Source organism: Exiguobacterium sp. R-39 (assembly GCF_049942815.1).
In the GTDB taxonomy this organism is placed as follows: domain Bacteria; phylum Bacillota; class Bacilli; order Exiguobacteriales; family Exiguobacteriaceae; genus Exiguobacterium_A.
Map to the genome: position 1 here is coordinate 853,820 of NZ_CP187965.1, position 15,378 is coordinate 869,197.

The 15,378-nt window shown below is 46.9% G+C and carries 17 protein-coding genes; 16 read left to right on the forward strand and 1 reads right to left on the reverse strand.

All coding sequences use genetic code 11. From position 1 onward, the window contains the following. Positions 1-55: 55 nt before the first annotated feature. Complete coding sequence (locus tag ACP26N_RS04385) at positions 56-1,309, reverse strand: dicarboxylate/amino acid:cation symporter (protein ID WP_426354867.1); 1,254 nt, start codon at positions 1,307-1,309, stop codon at positions 56-58. 308 nt (positions 1,310-1,617) lie between these two features. On the opposite strand from ACP26N_RS04385, the gene rpsU reads away from it, so the two are divergent. The 16 genes from rpsU (at position 1,618) to ACP26N_RS04465 (ending at position 15,335) form a co-directional block, all read left to right on the forward strand. After that, positions 1,618-1,791, forward strand: coding sequence for a 30S ribosomal protein S21 (rpsU, locus tag ACP26N_RS04390; RefSeq protein WP_012369719.1), 174 nt, complete (start codon positions 1,618-1,620; stop codon positions 1,789-1,791). Between the two features lie 21 nt (positions 1,792-1,812). After that, the gene (locus ACP26N_RS04395) at positions 1,813-2,259 is read left to right on the forward strand and encodes a GatB/YqeY domain-containing protein (RefSeq protein ID WP_026828988.1); all 447 of its coding nucleotides are present in this window, start codon (positions 1,813-1,815) and stop codon (positions 2,257-2,259) included. A 189-nt stretch (positions 2,260-2,448) separates the two neighbouring features. Continuing rightward, positions 2,449-2,958 carry an NfeD family protein gene (locus ACP26N_RS04400; protein ID WP_131973206.1) on the forward strand — a complete coding sequence of 170 codons (510 nt, stop codon included), beginning with the start codon at positions 2,449-2,451 and terminating at the stop codon, positions 2,956-2,958. Next, a complete protein-coding gene (gene floA / locus ACP26N_RS04405) occupies positions 2,955-3,938 on the forward strand; it encodes a flotillin-like protein FloA (RefSeq protein WP_131503952.1) in 984 nt (327 codons plus the stop codon). Before ACP26N_RS04400 ends, floA begins: the two co-directional genes overlap by 4 nt. A 13-nt stretch (positions 3,939-3,951) precedes the next feature. Then, on the forward strand, positions 3,952-4,419 hold the full coding sequence (locus ACP26N_RS04410; RefSeq protein ID WP_131973205.1) for a hypothetical protein: 468 nt from the start codon (positions 3,952-3,954) through the stop codon (positions 4,417-4,419). Positions 4,420-4,646: 227 nt separating this feature from the next. Then, positions 4,647-5,609 (forward strand): PhoH family protein, encoded by a 963-nt coding sequence (locus ACP26N_RS04415; RefSeq protein WP_131503954.1) that lies wholly within the window; start codon positions 4,647-4,649, stop codon positions 5,607-5,609. A 41-nt stretch (positions 5,610-5,650) separates the two neighbouring features. Beyond that, on the forward strand, positions 5,651-7,708 hold the full coding sequence (locus ACP26N_RS04420) for an HD family phosphohydrolase (protein ID WP_131503955.1): 2,058 nt from the start codon (positions 5,651-5,653) through the stop codon (positions 7,706-7,708). Next, positions 7,705-8,181 carry an rRNA maturation RNase YbeY gene (gene ybeY / locus ACP26N_RS04425; protein ID WP_131503956.1) on the forward strand — a complete coding sequence of 159 codons (477 nt, stop codon included), beginning with the start codon at positions 7,705-7,707 and terminating at the stop codon, positions 8,179-8,181. The genes ACP26N_RS04420 and ybeY overlap by 4 nt, the downstream gene beginning before the upstream one ends. Beyond that, entirely contained in the window at positions 8,178-8,528 is a 351-nt protein-coding gene (locus ACP26N_RS04430; protein WP_131503957.1) for a diacylglycerol kinase family protein, read from the forward strand. The genes ybeY and ACP26N_RS04430 overlap by 4 nt, the downstream gene beginning before the upstream one ends. Before the next feature lie 50 nt (positions 8,529-8,578). Then, positions 8,579-8,977 carry a cytidine deaminase gene (locus ACP26N_RS04435; RefSeq protein WP_114596407.1) on the forward strand — a complete coding sequence of 133 codons (399 nt, stop codon included), beginning with the start codon at positions 8,579-8,581 and terminating at the stop codon, positions 8,975-8,977. Beyond that, positions 8,970-9,878, forward strand: coding sequence for a GTPase Era (gene era / locus ACP26N_RS04440; RefSeq protein ID WP_012369729.1), 909 nt, complete (start codon positions 8,970-8,972; stop codon positions 9,876-9,878). The genes ACP26N_RS04435 and era overlap by 8 nt, the downstream gene beginning before the upstream one ends. Before the next feature lie 3 nt (positions 9,879-9,881). Continuing rightward, positions 9,882-10,631: a DNA repair protein RecO gene (recO, locus tag ACP26N_RS04445; protein ID WP_131503958.1), complete on the forward strand. Its 750-nt coding sequence runs from the start codon at positions 9,882-9,884 to the stop codon at positions 10,629-10,631. A 286-nt stretch (positions 10,632-10,917) separates the two neighbouring features. Then, positions 10,918-11,808 (forward strand): glycine--tRNA ligase subunit alpha, encoded by an 891-nt coding sequence (glyQ, locus tag ACP26N_RS04450; protein ID WP_131973283.1) that lies wholly within the window; start codon positions 10,918-10,920, stop codon positions 11,806-11,808. Beyond that, complete coding sequence (glyS, locus tag ACP26N_RS04455; RefSeq protein ID WP_131973204.1) at positions 11,801-13,861, forward strand: glycine--tRNA ligase subunit beta; 2,061 nt, start codon at positions 11,801-11,803, stop codon at positions 13,859-13,861. The genes glyQ and glyS overlap by 8 nt, the downstream gene beginning before the upstream one ends. Before the next feature lie 19 nt (positions 13,862-13,880). Beyond that, complete coding sequence (locus tag ACP26N_RS04460; RefSeq protein WP_026828978.1) at positions 13,881-14,510, forward strand: helix-turn-helix transcriptional regulator; 630 nt, start codon at positions 13,881-13,883, stop codon at positions 14,508-14,510. A gap of 15 nt (positions 14,511-14,525) precedes the next feature. Beyond that, positions 14,526-15,335 carry a pyruvate, water dikinase regulatory protein gene (locus tag ACP26N_RS04465; RefSeq protein ID WP_026828977.1) on the forward strand — a complete coding sequence of 270 codons (810 nt, stop codon included), beginning with the start codon at positions 14,526-14,528 and terminating at the stop codon, positions 15,333-15,335. Positions 15,336-15,378 lie beyond the last annotated feature (43 nt).

The window sequence follows — 15,378 nt, forward strand, 5'->3', positions numbered from 1 at the left end:
GCGCCGCCCCTGTGAATGACTCACGAGGGTAGCGCGTTTTTCATCTAAGGAAAAGTTAAGCGTAACGCTCGTCTTCTTCCTCTTCTTCGTTCAGGTTACCTTCTTCTGATTTTGCGACGATAACGGCACAAGCGGCGTCACCTGTGATATTGACGGCTGTCCGCATCATATCAAGCAGACGGTCGACCCCGATAATCAAGGCAATCCCTTCGACAGGCAGATTGACGGACTGGAGAACCATCGTCAGCATGACGAGACCTACACCCGGTACGCCGGCTGTTCCGACAGAAGCGAGAACGGCAGTCAAAACAACTGTCGCGAGTTGAGAAGGCGATAAATCAATTCCATATACCTGAGCGATAAAGACGGTGGCGACCCCTTGCATGATGGCTGTACCGTCCATATTGATCGTCGCTCCGAGCGGTTGAACGAAACTCGATACAGAACGCGGCACTTTCAGTTCACGTTGTGCCGTCTGCATCGCGACCGGTAACGTTGCGTTCGACGACGAAGTCGAGAAGGCAAACAGCATGACCGGAGCAAACTTTTTAAAGAAGAAAAACGGATTCATTTTTCCGAGCAGTGAAACGGTTGATCCGTACGTCAGCAGAGAGTGGACAATCAAGGCCAGGATAACGACTCCCATATAGAGACCCATCGCTTTTAAGGAATCAAATCCTTGTGAGCCGACAGCAGAGGCAATCAAAGCGAATGCGCCGAGTGGTGCCATCTTCATGACGAGCCCAATCAAATACGTCATCAAGTCATTTCCTTGTTCGATGAATGAACGTAATGTCGAGACCTTGCTGCCAAGGAACGTGATGCCGAAACCGATGAAGACGCTGAAGACGATAATTTGTAACATGTTGCCTTCTGCCATCGACGTAATCGGATTGGTCGGGAACATGCCGACAATCGTATTGATTAAACTCGTATCCGGTAAGTTGCCTTGGTCATATTTCAAGTTGTCTGTTGCAAAATTACCGAATGTCCCCGGTTTAATTAACAGTGACAGACCAAGGGCGATGACGATGGCGACGGCTGTCGTCGTCATGAAATACGTGATGGCTTTTCCGCCGACACGGCCAAGCTCTTTTGGATTTCCGAGTCCCATGACTCCAAGGGAAATCGAGAAGAAGACGATCGGGACGACGAGCATCTTAATCAGGTTCAAGAAGATCGTACCGATTGGTTGAAGCGCATACTTATTCAATCCTTCGTAAATAGATTTGTCTGGTAACATGGCGAGAATGATTCCGAGGATAACTCCTAAAATCAATCCCCAAATAATTCGCTTGGCTTCTTTCAAATGAAAACAACTCCTTTTTCAGATAACTGTGTCTATTTTGACACATCATTCACCATTTTGACAAAACATTTCATAAAATTTCAGAAAACGCTTACAAAATATTTCGGTTTTTTTAGTTGAATAACCATGAATTTGTTGTAAATACGGGAGCAACATGAGACTATAGAAAAGAACAAAAAGGAACATCTCAGGAATGAAGCAAAACTGGTTAATCAACTATTGACCATTTTGTATATTCCTACTATAATGTTGTATGACGTGTCTGACACGTTTCCTTTAGTCGGTAATATCGGAGGGAGGGAAAACTAGTGGAAACTCGTGTACGTAAAAATGAATCACTTGAAGACGCACTTCGTCGCTTCAAACGTGGTGTTTCAAAAGATGGTACGCTTGCTGAAGTTCGTAAACGTAAACACTACGAAAAGCCAAGTGTAAAACGTAAGCTTAAATCGGAGGCTGCGCGTAAGCGTAAGAAGTTCTAACGTAAGAGAGGGTGTATCCTCATGAGTCTTCAAGAGCGTTTGACAGTGGATATGAAGGAAGCCATGCGTTCGCGTGAGAAAGATCGTCTTACGACGATTCGGATGGTGAAGTCGTCCCTGCAAAATGAAGCGATTAAACTCGGTAAGCAAGAATTAACTGATGAGGAAGAGCTAACTATACTCTCACGTGAGATGAAACAGCGCAACGACTCCCTCCGAGAATTCGAACGCGCTGATCGTCACGACCTCGTCGAGAAGATTCAAGCAGAGATAATCGTGCTCGAAGCTTATATGCCAAAACAACTTTCGGAAGAAGAAGTTCAGGAAATCGTCAACGCAGCAATTGCGCAGACGGGTGCCTCGGCTCCTTCGGATATGGGGAAAGTAATGGGTGTCGTCATGCCGCAACTTAAGGGTAAAGCGGACGGTGCTTTAATTAATCGCCTTGTTAAACAACAACTACATTAACCCGTTTTGAAAGGTGTCCTCCGGGATGCCTTTTTTTATGCAATAAAATCGGAAAAATTCGAAAATTGATAAAAGTTATGAAACCTTTTCTAAGATGAAAGCGTATATAATAAAAGTAACAATGAGCCATGTTCAGAAAGATGAAACATGTTGTCGTCTGATTCTGATGAAAAAGGGGTGAACGAAGTAATGTCTTTTAGCTTAGGGATGATTTTAGCGGTCTTCATGATCGGTGTCCTCATGTTGCTGGTCGAAATATTCGTGACAGGGTTCGGGATATTCGGCGTACTTGGCATCGGCGCAGTTCTTGCCAGCTTGATTATGGCGGGTGCGACGGTCGGTCAGGTGGGTCTTGCTGTCGGTTTGGCAGTCTTTTTATCGCTTGCTGCCGGATTTTGGGCGTATCGTCGGATCAAATCGAACCAATCGTTATTATGGCGAGGTTTGATTTTAACAGACTCCACATCGTCGGAAAAAGGATATCTCTCTCATCAAGATAAAGAACAACTGCGTGGCAAAATCGGGATTAGTTTGACACAACTTCGCCCGGCAGGAACGATTGAGATTGATGGAAATCGAGTCGATGCTGTCACGGAAGGGAATTTTATTAACGCCGGTGAACAAGTCGTCGTGCAAGACGTCACACACGGACGAGTCATCGTTCGAGTCCAAAAAACGAAGGAGGAGTCACTCATATGACACCCGAACTATTGACCGTTCTACTCGTATCAGGAGGAATACTTATTTTCCTCGCGATTTTCTTTACGCTTGTCCCGATCCCGCTTTGGATCAGTTCACTTGCCGCCGGGGTCCGTGTCTCCATCTTTACATTAGTCGGAATGCGACTCCGTCGTGTTACACCGTCAAAAATCGTGAATCCATTGATCAAGGCAGTGAAAGCAGGAATCAACCTCAATACAAACCAACTGGAAAGTCACTTTCTTGCCGGTGGTAATGTGGACCGTGTCGTCAACGCCTTGATTGCGGCACACCGTGCGAATATTGAACTCAGTTTTGAACGGGCGGCAGCGATTGATTTAGCAGGTCGGAACGTGCTTGAAGCCGTACAGATGTCCGTTAACCCGAAAGTCATCGAAACGCCATTCATTGCCGGTGTTGCAATGAACGGGATTGAAGTTAAAGCAAAAGCTCGGATTACGGTCCGTGCCAATATCGACCGCCTCGTCGGTGGTGCGGGTGAAGAAACCGTCATCGCCCGTGTTGGTGAAGGGGTCATCTCGACGATTGGTTCATGTCAAGATCAAAAAGAAGTTCTTGAAAATCCGGAAATGATTTCCCGGACGGTCCTTGCGAAAGGTCTTGATTCAGGAACAGCATTCGAAATTCTCTCGATTGATATTGCCGATATCGATATCGGTAAAAACATTGGTGCCGTTCTTCAGACGGATCAGGCGGAAGCCGATAAAAACATCGCTCAAGCGAAAGCGGAAGAACGTCGCGCGATGGCGATTGCGAGCGAACAAGAGATGAAATCACGTGTCGAAGAAATGCGTGCGAAAGTCGTGGCGGCAGAAGCGGAAGTCCCGCTTGCGATTGCGGAAGCACTGCGTGACGGAAACTTCAGTGTAATGGATTATGCCAACTACTTGAACGTGACGGCTGATACGAAGATGCGTCAAGCCATCGGTGGTCAATCATCGCCGAACGACACACAATAAAAGGATGATCTAGATGGAAAGCTTAATTTGGGTCGGACTGATGATTGCCTTTGGTGTAATCTCGGTTATCTCAAAAGCAGCCGATCAAAAGAAGACCAGTTCTTCAACACGTGTTCCCTCTAAAGAATTTGGCGACTATGTCAAGAAAATGGTCGATCAAGTGGAAACGAAGCTTCCGGAAAATCGGGAGGTTCCACCTCCGATCAAACGGAAACAACCAAAGCAGACACAACCGGTCAAGCATCAGCGGACCGAATTGCAACAACGCTTGGATGAACGGGATCGTGTGAAAGCTCAGAAACAATCACGATCGAATCTGGGCAAGATCACTGGAAGTATTTCAAGTGATGAGATTGGAAAAAGACGGGATAAGAAAAAAGGGATGCAGACAACGCAAGAGGAAATCCGCCAGGCAATCATCTGGAGCGAAGTCCTTGGACCGCCGGTATCAAAACGGGCGTCAAAATCCCCGCATCGTTAAAAACAGGTCAGCTCTCGTGTAAGTGGAGAGCTGATTTTTTTTTGTGAAGACACGATGGGAAAATCACGGGCTCAGCAAGGATAGAAAACGAAAAGAGTTAAAACAAGGAAACCACATCTTGAGGATGGGTTTTTCTTTCCATCTAATCTTCTTAAATGATAAAGTGGACTAGAACAGATTTATAGAGATGACGTACTGTTATCCATCATTAGGAGGCCAATCATAACGTGATATTCAATGAAAGAATCCCATTCGTATTTTCGAATTCAGAACAGATTCAAGCATTCGTAGGACCGAACGATGCCGTACTAAAAACGATGGAAGCGGAGCTGGAAGTCCAACTTACCCATCGTGGTGATGAATTGCTGGCGCAGGCGGAAGAAGAACGGTCTGTCGTGTTAGCAAAACAGGTCGTCGGTGTCTTAAAGCAACTGGTTGATCGGGGAGCCGTCTTAACGGAACGTGACGCAACAAGCGCAATTCAACTGGCGCGACAAGACCGGGTCGATGAATTACTCGAATTATACGATACGGTCATTCATACGAATCACAAGGGAAAACCGCTCCGGGCAAAAACACTTGGTCAAGCCCGTTACGTCCGGGGAATTGAAAAATGTGATTTAACATTCGGTATCGGACCGGCCGGAACCGGGAAAACGTATTTAGCGGTCGTCATGGCAGCAAAGGCCTTAAAAGAAGGTTATGTCAAACGATTAGTATTAACACGACCTGCAGTTGAAGCAGGGGAAAATCTCGGATTCTTACCGGGGGATCTAAAAGAAAAAGTCGATCCGTATTTACGTCCGCTTTATGATGCGTTACATGACGTGCTTGGTGTGGAACACACAGCCCGTTTGTTGGAACGGGGTGTGATTGAAATTGCACCGCTCGCCTATATGCGGGGGCGGACACTGGAGCATGCTTTCGTCATTTTGGATGAAGCGCAAAATACGACAAGAGAACAAATGAAAATGTTTTTGACACGTCTTGGTTTTCACTCGAAGATGATTGTCACAGGCGATTTAACGCAAGTTGATTTACCTCGGGGAAAAGCATCCGGTTTACAAGAAGCGTTGAATTTACTTGGCAATGTTCGCGGCATTCATTTTGAACACTTTAGTTCGGCTGATGTCGTCCGGCATCCACTTGTTCGGAAAATCATTGATGCGTATAGTCAAGAACTCGATTGAAGCGCAACAGGTGAGTCTTGAAGTGGAAAGGAGACGAACGGATGCGCAAAGTAGGTATGTGGATCAGTCTGCTGACACTCGGCTTTTACATCATCGTTTCGACGATGATGTATGTCAGTGTCCGGCCCGAAGCACTGTCAGCAGATCCATTTTCGATTGCAGAAGAAGATATTCGGTCACCGCTGACGATGGAAGACCGGGAAGCCACCCGGTTACTGAAAGAAAATACGGTAGCCGCAATTGATAGCCAATACACGATTAAACAGGAATATGCTGCACAGCAAATCGATAAAGTCGAGCAACTGTTTGCAAGTCTTAAAGGCATTAAAAAAGCAGAAGACATCGGTCGAATCAAACAGCGGCTCCGGGGAACGGAAGCCGCGGATTTACTGCAAGACGATGAATTGCGGCTTCTTGCCACATCGTCTACAGCAATGCGGACGACGACACGCGACGTTGTGATTACGGCCATTGAGGAAGCGATGCGGCAACGAATTTCTTCTGATGGCGGTGAAGTGGCGGAAGCGCGTGAAAATGCACGACTTGATATTGAACGGTCCGCCTTATCGTTTTCGATGAAGGCTGTCGGAAAAACGCTGACTGATCAATTGATTGTTACGAACTATGTGTACGATCCCGAGAAAACAGAGCAGTTGCGTAAGCAGACCAGCGATAAAGTGGAACCGGTCTTGATTTCTGAGGGAGAAGTCATCGTCAAACGGGGAGAAGTCATCTCCCAGGATGCCTACCGTCAACTGCAGCTCGTCGGTCTGATTTCTGACCGGCAATCCCTTAAACCTTTGTTTGGAACGTTGATTGTCAGTGCTCTGATGACACTGTTGTTGTTCGGATTCATCAGTCGATCCAACTTACGTTATGCAAAGATGGGCAGAGTAAAGCTGTTCAGTTTGGTGTATTTAGTTGTGATATTGCAACTTGTCGTGACGTACGGGATGGCTTTCTTGGCAGACGATATTAATCCGGCTCTGTATTTACTAACGCCGACTGCATTTTCAGCGTTAGTTTTGCGTAATTTATTGAATGAGCGAATCGCTTTATCCAGTACCTTGTTCATGGCTCTAGCAGGTACTTTTTTCTACAGTACGAACCAAAATTTCAGCTTTAATATCGCGATTTACTTATTGGTCGGCGGGTTAGTGGCCACCTATTTCCTACGTTCCAGCTTGTCACGCCGGCGGATTTTCGTCAGCAGTTTGACGATTGCTTTAGCGAACGTAGCGGTTTTCCTCGCTTTCGTACTCATGCGTAGTGGACAGTTGGAAGTGAAAGAGACGTCGATTCTGTTAGGGTTTGCCGTTGTCAGTGGTATCTTCAGTGCGATCTTGGCGATTGGATTATTACCGTTTCTTGAGATGACATTCGGTATTTTAGCCCCGACACGTCTCTTGGAATTGTTAAACCCGACCCATCCCTTGTTAAAAAAACTATTGGTCGAGGCTCCGGGAACGTATCATCACAGTATGATGGTCGCAAATCTTGCCGAGACGGCTTGTGAAGCGATTGGCGCGGACGGGTTGCTTGCCCGCGTTGGTGCGTACTATCATGATTTAGGGAAAACACGGCGTCCGCTCTATTTCATTGAAAATCAGCATGGACTTAATCCGCATGACCGTCTGACACCGGAAGAATCCGCTCGAGTGATTCTTGCCCATACGGATGACGGAGTGGAACTGTTGGAAGAAGAAAAGTTACCGAGTGTCATCGTCGATATCTGCCGGGAGCATCATGGTACGTCATTACTCCGTTATTTTTACGTCAAGGCAACAGAACAAGGTGAAGTCAATGAAGCGGATTTCCGTTACTCGGGTCCGAAACCACAAACGCGCGAAGCGGCAGTCATCATGATTGTCGATTCCATCGAGGCAGCGGTCCGATCCATGAAGTCTCCGACTGAAGAGGGCATTCAGGAACTGGTCAAAAAAATCATTCGCGAAAAATTGTTGGATGATCAATTTTCGGACTGTGAACTGACGACACGTGACATTTACCGGGTCGGTGAAAGCGCCTGCCACACGTTATCCGGGTTATTCCATGAACGGATTGAATATCCTGAATTAAAGAAAGAGGAACTTACATGAATATTTACATGACAGATGAAGGTACATTGTTGACGGAAGAACAACTGAAATTAGTGGAAGCGATTTTGGTCTATACCGCAACAGAAGAAAAGATTGAAGCGAACAGTGAATTATCCGTCACGTTCGTGACAAATGATGAGATTCAGCAAATCAACCGGGAATGGCGTGGGAAGGATCAAGCAACGGACGTCATTTCGTTTGCGATGGATGAACTGGGAGAAGATGAGATTGATTTTGAATTGCTTGAGGATGAACCAGTTGTGCTTGGAGATTTGATCATTTCCGTGGAACGTTGCCGGGAACAGGCGGCGGAATACGGGAATCATTTCGAACGGGAACTTGGGTTCCTGGCCGTTCATGGTTTCCTGCATCTTCTCGGATACGATCATATCGAAAAGGCAGATGAAGAGATCATGACGAAGCGTCAGGAGGAAATCCTGCATCACTTTGAACTGTACCGAGGAAAATTGTGAAGACGTGGTGGTTACCATTCACCCATGCGATGAACGGGATCCGTCAGGCGGTAAAGGAAGAACGGCATATGAAGGTCCATTTTACGATTGGGTTGATTGTCCTGGCGCTTGCCTTGTATTTACCGTTGACATGGATGGAACGGGCGATTTTATGTTTAACAATCGGCGTAGTCATCAGTGCGGAAATGTTCAATACCGCCTTTGAACGGACCGTTGACCTCGTCACGGAAGAATGGCATCCGCTTGCAAAAGCAACAAAGGATATCGCGAGCGGAGCTGTGCTTGTGTTGGCGCTTACATCAATTGCGATTGCACTATGCATCTTCGTTCCATATTTGGTACAATAAGAATCCGGCCTTTTTTTGGCCAATACCGTTCCTAAAAGGGGAAAAATGACATGAAAACAGAACAATTACTCGAACAGGCTAAACTTGCACGCCAAAAAGCGTATGTTCCTTATTCAAAATTCCAAGTCGGAGCTGCCTTGCTCACGAAAGACGGACAGGTTTTCCATGGCTGTAATATCGAAAATGCGGCGTATGGTCTTTGCAACTGTGCTGAGCGGACAGCGATCTTCTCGGCATGGGCACAAGATGCACGTGAATACGCAGCGATGGCTGTCGTAGCAGATACGGAAGGACCTGTCGCACCATGCGGACAATGCCGTCAAGTTCTGTTTGAAATGTGTGACGCGGATATGCCGGTCTACTTGACGAACCTGACGGGTGACGTCACGGAAACGACAGTTGGTGCTCTCTTACCGGGTGCATTCACGAAGGGAGATCTTCATGTTTAAAGAAGGATTTAAATCAGGATTCGTTTCGATTATCGGTCGTCCGAACGTTGGGAAATCAACGTTCTTGAACCGTGTCATCGGACAGAAAATCGCCATTATGTCGGATAAACCACAAACGACACGGAATAAGATTCAAGGTGTCTATACGACAGATGATGTGCAAACGATTTTCATCGATACACCGGGAATCCATAAACCGAAACACAAACTCGGTGACTTCATGATGAAAGTTGCGACAAACGCCTTACGTGAAGTTGATGCAATTCTCTTCATGATTAACGTGACCGAACCAAAAGGTAAAGGTGACGAATTCATCATCGAGAAGTTGAAGGATTTGGATACACCGATCATTCTTGTCATGAATAAGGTCGATTTGATTCATCCGAACGATATCCCGCCAATCATCGAATCGTATCAAAACGAATTGAACTTCGCAGCAGTCGTTCCGATTTCTGCTCTTCAAGGAAATAATGTCGAACCGCTTCTGCAAGAAATCTCGAAAATCTTACCGGAAGGTCCGATGTACTATCCGGCGGATCAAATCACCGATCATCCGGAACGATTCATTATCTCGGAAATGATTCGTGAGAAAGTCCTGCAGAAGACACGTGACGAAGTGCCGCACTCGATTGCTGTCGCCATTGATCAGATTAAGACACGTGAAGACGGAAACATGGTCGATATTCACGCAACGATTTTGATTGAACGTGATTCACAAAAAGGAATCATCATCGGCAAACGTGGTGCCCTGTTAAAAGAAATCGGTTCAGAAGCACGGACGGACATCGAGATGCTGCTTGGAACAAAAGTCTACTTGAACCTTTGGGTGAAGGTTCAAAAAGACTGGCGGAACAAAGCAGGTCAACTGCGTGAACTCGGATTCCGAGACGACGAGTATTAATCGATGATTGATAAGGCGGAAGGGCTTGTCTTACGGACGGTCGTGTATGGTGAATCGAATAAAATCATTACACTGTTGACACGTGAATATGGCAAGCTCGCCGTCATGGCCCGTGGTGCTAAAAAACCCGGCAGCCGTTTCAATGCAGCGAGCCAGCCGTTTATCCGGGCCATTTACGTGTATCCACGTTCGCGTGGTCTCGGTCAATTAAAATCAGCAGACGTCATTACAGGGTATTCGAAAATTCGTCAAGATGTGTTTTTGATGGCTTATGCGATGTATCTTCTTGAACTGGCAGATAAAGCACTTGATGAACGGGTCCCGCAGCCGGCACTCTATGATTTGTTTGTCGATGGTCTTGAAGCGATGGACGAAGGACTCGACCCGGATGTCGTCTCCTTCATCATCGAACTCCGGTTATTACGTCATCTGGGAATCGCCCCGCACTTAAATGGCTGTACGATTTGTGGCAGTGCCGAAGCGCCGTTTGCCTTTTCGTTGAATCACGGTGGTTTACTTTGCAGACGACATCGTCATGAAGATGAACATGCTGTTTCTTTGACGGAATCCGTGGCGAAGATGTTGTATGTCTTTTCCGTTTATGACTTTTCCCGGATTGGTACAGTCGAGGTGAAGCCGGAAACGAAACGTTTATTGCGTCAAATCATGGATGCTTATATGGAACGGTACAGCGGTCTCCGCCTTCGTTCGAAACGGGTTCTCGATCAATTACTGAATCTCGGAGACGATTGACAGATGCGCTCTACGTTCGGTAGAATAGGTGCGGAAGAACTAACTAAACGAACACGATGAGAAAAAGGAGTAACACCTGATGTTCAGTCAAGCGATTTCGGGATAGTGCGAGCCGGAAATGAAGCAGGTGCGAACGGCATTTTTGAGTGTTCCCGGTCAAAGAGTGGCATGCCGACGCATGCAAGTAGGGTGGAACCGCGGGCTCGTCTCGTCCCTATGTACAACCTTGTTGTACATAGGGACGTTTTTGCGTTCCCGCATAAATTTGGAGGTGGAAGTCTTGAAGATGACAGTACAGGAAATGATCTTAACACTGCAAAAATTTTGGGCTGAACAAGGGTGCTTGACGATGCAAGCCTATGACGTGGAAAAAGGCGCCGGAACAATGAATCCGATGACGTTTTTACGAAGTCTTGGACCAGAACCCTGGAACGTTTGTTATACAGAACCATCACGCCGACCAGCGGACGGACGCTACGGCGAAAACCCGAACCGCTTGTATCAACATCATCAGTTCCAAGTCATCATGAAACCGTCACCGGACAACATTCAGGAACTGTACTTACAAAGTCTTGAATTGCTCGGCATCAATCCGCTTGAACATGACATTCGTTTCGTCGAAGATAACTGGGAAAACCCGACATTTGGTGCCGCCGGACTCGGATGGGAAGTCTGGTTGAATGGGATGGAAATCACGCAGTTCACGTACTTCCAACAAGTCGGCGGGATTGAATGTAATCCGATCGCAGTTGAAATCACGTACGGAATCGAACGACTCGCATCATACATCCAAGATGTCGAAAGTGTCTTTGATTTGGTCTGGACAGACGGCTTCAAATACGGCGATATCTTCTACCAGCCGGAGTTCGAACACTCGAAGTATACGTTTGAGACATCTGATGTCAATCTCTTGTTCACATTGTTCGATCAATACGAAAAAGAAGCCAACCGGGCACTCGATGAGAACCTCGTCTTCCCGGCCTATGACTATATCTTGAAATGTTCACATACGTTTAACCTGCTGGATGCCAAAGGGGCGATTTCCGTCACGGAACGAACGGGCTTTATTCACCGTGTCCGAAACATGTCGCGCCGCTGTGCCCAAAGTTTCATCGAAGAACGGGAACGTTTAGGTTTCCCATTGATTAAATCGAAAGCTGGTGAATCGCATGCATGAGTTATTACTTGAAATCGGTCTTGAAGAAATGCCTGCCCGTTTTGTCTTACAATCGGAGACACAATTAAAAGAACGTGTGACGACATTCTTAAATGAAGCACGTATCACGTTCGACGCGATTGAATCATTTTCGACGCCACGTCGCTTGGCCGTTCTCGTAACCGGAATGTCGGAACGTCAGACTGACTTGGAAGAGACGCTTAAAGGACCGGCGAAACGGATTGCAGTGGACGCGGACGGCAACTGGACAAAAGCCGCCCAAGGATTTGCACGCGGTAAAGGTTTGACGACGGATGATCTGTTCCTTCAAGAAGAGAAGGGGATCGAATACATCTTTGCGACGCGCAAAGAATCAGGGCAAGAAACAGCAACACTTTTACCGGGACTCAAACAAATCGTTGAAGCGATGTCGTTCCCGAAAAATATGCGTTGGAGCACGCAGTCATTACGCTACATGCGTCCGATTCGTTGGATGATTGCTTTACTGGATGATCAAGTGATTCCGTTTGAGGTGGCAAATGTTGCGACTGGGCGGACGACACGCGGACACCGTTTCCTTGGACAGGACATTACGATTTTACGACCGAATGCCTATGTTGAGGCACTTGCCGGAGAACATGTCATTGTCAGTTACGAACAGCGTCGCCGGTTGATTGAGGAACAAATTCAAAAACTCAGCACACAAGAAGGTTTTGAAGTGCCGATTGATCCGACGCTACTTGAGGAAGTCACGAATCTGGTCGAATATCCGACTGCGTTATTCGGAGCATTTGACGAAGCGTACCTCGAATTGCCGGAAGAAGTACTGATCACGACGATGAAGGAACACCAACGCTATTTCCCGGTTAAAAAAGACGGAACGTTGCTGCACTACTTCGTCACTGTCCGTAACGGGAATGCGATGCATCTCGAGAACGTAGCCCGCGGAAACGAAAAAGTCATTCGGGCACGTCTTGCCGATGCACAGTTCTTCTATGAAGAAGATAAAAAAGCGGACATCGATGCCCAAGCAGCGCGACTTGATAAAATCGTCTTCCATGAAAAACTTGGAACGACAGGTGAAAAAGTCCGTCGTGTGCGCGGGATGGCGCTGCAGTTGGCGGAACGATTCAATGCGGATAAAGCGAAAGTCGAACGTGCCGGAACGATTTATAAGTTCGATCTTGTGAGCCAGATGGTGTATGAATTCACAGAACTGCAAGGTATGATGGGTGAACGTTACGCCAACATGAAAGGGGAAGACGCTGAAGTCGCAGCAGCGATCCGGGAACATTACTTGCCACGTTTTGCCGGGGATGAAAGTCCAGGCACACCAACCGGTACGGTATTAGCTGTTCTTGACAAGATGGACAGCGTGGCTGGATTCTTCGGTGTTGGTATGATTCCGAGCGGTTCGGCTGATCCATATGCGTTACGACGCCAAGCTCAAGGAATCGTTCAGATTCTTTCAGACCGTCAGATTGAGATGACGTTGTCAGAGCTAATCGATTTCGTCGTGTCTTCTCAATTAAAAGCAGGTCTTTATCAAGCGGATGCAGAAACAGTTAAAGCAGCAATGGAAGACTTCTTCAATCAGCGTCTAAAGTTCCGCTTATCGGAAAAAGGATATCGTCATGATGTCATCGAAGCGGCACTTGAGCCGAAGCTAACAGTCGAAGCAAATGAAAAACGGGCAGCGATGCTTGAACAGGCCACACAACAACCAACCTTTAAGAAGACAGTGGAGCAACTCAGCCGTGTCTTGAACATCTCGAAAAAAGCAGAGACGGTTGTGGCGGTAAATCCAGCGCTCTTTGAAAATGAAGCAGAACGTGCCTTGCATGAACAAATCGAGCAACTGATTCCAAAAGTCGAAGCAGCAGTTCAAGCCTCTGACTATAACGAAGCGATTCAAGTGCTCGAATCGAGTGTTCCGGCCATTACTGCTTATTTTGATGGAACGATGATCATGGCGGATGACAACGCAGTTCGGACGAATCGTCTTAGCGAGATGAAGCGGTTTGCGACGGCGATCGAACAAGTCGCACGATTCAATGCACTCACTTTAGTGTGAATAAAGGACGGATGAGCCGATGAAGTTAAATGAACGGCAGAAAAAAATACTCCAAATCGTTAAAGAAAACGGTCCGATCACAGGAGAGCAGATTGCATCTGAACTCTCCTTGACGCGGGCGACCTTACGTCCGGACTTATCGATTTTGACGATGACCGGCATGCTGGAAGCACGTCCCCGCGTTGGTTATATGTATGTCGGTAAAAAGAATACCTCCATGTTGCATGAAAAACTGGATACGTTGACCGTTGGCGAATTCATGTCTTCTGCGAAAGTGATTCATGAAGGAATGACGGTTTACGATGCGATCGTTCATCTGTTCCTCGAAGACGTCGGTTCGCTGTTCGTTGTCGGCAAAGACCATGCGTTAGTCGGTGTCTTGTCGCGGAAAGACTTTTTACGGGCAGCAATCGGAAATCAGGAACTGGACTCGTTACCGGTCAACATCATCATGACACGGATGCCGAATCTGACGGTTTGTGAGAAATCAGAGACATTGATCGGAGCAGGAATGAAACTCATCGAAAAACAGATCGATTCCATGCCGGTCGTCGAGCAGGTGGACGGAATCTTAAAAGTCGTCGGACGCATGACGAAGACGAACATGACAAAAGTGTTGGTCGCGCTGGCACGAGATGAAGAACTTTAATAGGGGGGTTCGCAGATGAGACAACGTATTTATGTAGTAAGTGACTCGGTTGGTGAAACATGTGAATTGGTCGTGCGGGCAGCAGCGATTCAGTTTCCGGAACAAGCGATTGAAACAGTCCGGATTCCATTCGTCGATGACGATCAAGTCATTTATGATTTAGTGTTACACGCAAAAGAAGAGCAGGCGACAATCGTCTATACCATCGTTCATGCCACCCATCGCCGGCTTCTTGCTGAAACGGCACATGCACACGAAGTCAAGGCGATTGATCTGTTGGGTCCGTTACTGGATACAATGGAGGGACGTCTTGGGATGCAGCCGAAAGAAGAACCGGGACTGATTTACCGGCTGGACGAAGAATATTTCCGGAAAATCGAAGCCGTTGAATTTGCCGTGAAATATGATGACGGTCGCGATCCGCGCGGTATCAAACGGGCGGATATCGTATTGATTGGTGTATCACGTACCTCGAAGACGCCGTTGTCTCAATACTTGGCGTTAAAACGTTACAAAGTTGCGAATGTACCGCTCGTCCCGGAATCGATTCCACCGGAAGAACTGTTTGATATCCCGAAAGAAAAATGTTTTGGATTATTGATTTCTCCCGAGAAGCTGATTGACATCCGGATGGAACGTCTCCGTTCGCTTGGACTGAAACCGGAAGCCGCTTATGCACAGATGGATCGAATCAATCGTGAACTCGATTATGCAAAAAATCTGTATGACCGGATTGGTTGCCAAGTCATCGATGTGACAAATAAAGCGGTCGAGGAAACGGCCAATCTCATCTTGACAGGGATTTCCGGCAAATCACATGACTAGTAAAGTATGCTTTCACGTAGTATACTAATCTAGCTGCTTAATG

Coding starts and splice junctions, on each gene's coding strand:
- ACP26N_RS04395 (WP_026828988.1), top strand. CDS start 1,813: ATGAGTCTTCAAGAGCGTTTGACAGTGGATATGAAGGAAGCCATGCGT.
- ACP26N_RS04400 (WP_131973206.1), top strand. CDS start 2,449: ATGTCTTTTAGCTTAGGGATGATTTTAGCGGTCTTCATGATCGGTGTC.
- floA (WP_131503952.1), top strand. CDS start 2,955: ATGACACCCGAACTATTGACCGTTCTACTCGTATCAGGAGGAATACTT.
- ACP26N_RS04410 (WP_131973205.1), top strand. CDS start 3,952: ATGGAAAGCTTAATTTGGGTCGGACTGATGATTGCCTTTGGTGTAATC.
- ACP26N_RS04420 (WP_131503955.1), top strand. CDS start 5,651: ATGCGCAAAGTAGGTATGTGGATCAGTCTGCTGACACTCGGCTTTTAC.
- ybeY (WP_131503956.1), top strand. CDS start 7,705: ATGAATATTTACATGACAGATGAAGGTACATTGTTGACGGAAGAACAA.
- ACP26N_RS04435 (WP_114596407.1), top strand. CDS start 8,579: ATGAAAACAGAACAATTACTCGAACAGGCTAAACTTGCACGCCAAAAA.
- era (WP_012369729.1), top strand. CDS start 8,970: ATGTTTAAAGAAGGATTTAAATCAGGATTCGTTTCGATTATCGGTCGT.
- recO (WP_131503958.1), top strand. CDS start 9,882: ATGATTGATAAGGCGGAAGGGCTTGTCTTACGGACGGTCGTGTATGGT.
- glyQ (WP_131973283.1), top strand. CDS start 10,918: ATGACAGTACAGGAAATGATCTTAACACTGCAAAAATTTTGGGCTGAA.
- glyS (WP_131973204.1), top strand. CDS start 11,801: ATGCATGAGTTATTACTTGAAATCGGTCTTGAAGAAATGCCTGCCCGT.
- ACP26N_RS04460 (WP_026828978.1), top strand. CDS start 13,881: ATGAAGTTAAATGAACGGCAGAAAAAAATACTCCAAATCGTTAAAGAA.
- ACP26N_RS04465 (WP_026828977.1), top strand. CDS start 14,526: ATGAGACAACGTATTTATGTAGTAAGTGACTCGGTTGGTGAAACATGT.